A 1,490-nucleotide genomic window follows, 5' to 3' on the forward strand; every position below is an offset into this window, starting at 1 on the left:
GCCGTCCGCACCCCGGTCAGCTCGCGCAGCACGGCGACGGCCAGGGCCAAGGCCAGCGCCACCCCGCACAACGGCAGCAGCCAGCTGATCTGCCCGCCGACCTGCTCGTTGAAGAGCCGCCCCGGACCGGCCGCACCGCCGAAGGAGATGCCGAAGCCGCCCGGGACGCCGCCGCTCCCGCCGCCGAGGACCCGGCCGAGGCCGTTGTAGCCGATGACCAGGTCCCAGGCGCCGCCGTCGGTGCTGCCGCCGACGTACGGACGGTTCCCCGGCCAGAGCGCGACCATCGCGATCCACCACAGGGAGGACACGGCGAGGACCGCGCCACCGGCCAGCAACTTGGCCAGCCGGCCGAGCCAGGGACCGCGCGCGCCGACCAGCCAGGCCGCCGCGAAGGCGGGGATCACCATCCAGGCGGCCAGCATCTTCGTCAGGAAGCCGAGGCCGATCAGGAACCCGGCGGCGCACAGCCACCGCAGGGCGGCCCGGCCGGAGCCGGTCCGCAGGGCCCGGGTCAGCGCGTACGCCGCCGCCACCAGCGTCAGCACCAGCAGGGTGTCAGGGTTGTTGTCGCGGTTGATCGCCACCGTGATCGGGGTCAGGGTCAGGACCAGCGCGGCCAGCAGCCCCGCCGCCTCGCCCGCCCACAGGCGTACGGTGCGGTGCAGGAGGAACACCGTGGCGACGCCTTCCAGCACCTGGGGCAGGATCAGCGCCCAGCCGTGCAGGCCGAAGAGCTTGGTGCTGAGGACCTGCGGCCACAGCGCAGCCGGCGGCTTGTCGACGGTGATCACGCCGGCCGGGTCGTAGGCGCCGAACAGGAAGTTCGTCCAGCTCTGGCCCATCGACTTCACGGCGGCGGAGTAGTAGCCGTTGCCCCAGCCGAGGGAGCCGAGGGCCCAGCCGTACAGGCCGGTGGCCAGGAGCAGGATCGCCGCCATCGCGGCCGGGGCCGCCCAGGCAGGCAGGCGACGGCCGGCGGCACGCGGCGGCAGTTCGGTGATGTCGGTCATCAGTGCTTCTTCTTCTCCGAAGACGATCAGGGTGTGGGACGGCGGAAGACGGCCAGGCGCAGCGTCACGAAGCGGACGGCGGTGACCAGCGCGGACGAGGCGGTGAGCACCAGCGTCTCGGCCGCGGCCGACGCGTCGGGCTGGACCTGGCGGAACAGCAGCACGGCGGCGGAGGTGACGACGTACCCGAGCAGGAAGAGGGCCCCCGCTCCCAGGTGCGCCCGTCCGGCCCCCGTGCCGGACCAGCGGAAGGTGAGGCGGCGGTTGGCCTCGGTGTTGAGCACGGTGAGGACGAGCAGCGACACCAGGTTCGCGATCATGGGCGGCCACCACGCGCGCAGCAGCCAGTAGAGCAGGGCCTGACCGGCCGTCGAGAGCACGCCGATGGCCACGAAGCAGCCGACCTCCCAGGTGATGCGGGAGCCCGCCCTGGCGGGGGCCAGCACGGCGTCGGGGTGCTCGGCGGCGGGGGCGGGG

The 1,490-nt window shown here is 73.9% G+C and carries 2 protein-coding genes; both read right to left on the minus strand.

Features of this window, described 5'->3' with window-relative positions:
• Positions 1-1,013: ArnT family glycosyltransferase (locus ACWDX9_RS63220; protein WP_449973437.1), on the minus strand; the 1,013-nt coding region annotated here is incomplete at its 3' end.
• Between the two features lie 26 nt (positions 1,014-1,039).
• Positions 1,040-1,490 (minus strand): GtrA family protein (locus ACWDX9_RS63225; RefSeq protein WP_449973438.1); only part of this gene is annotated, 451 nt, incomplete at its 5' end.

Source organism: Nonomuraea sp. NPDC003201, from assembly GCF_053590415.1.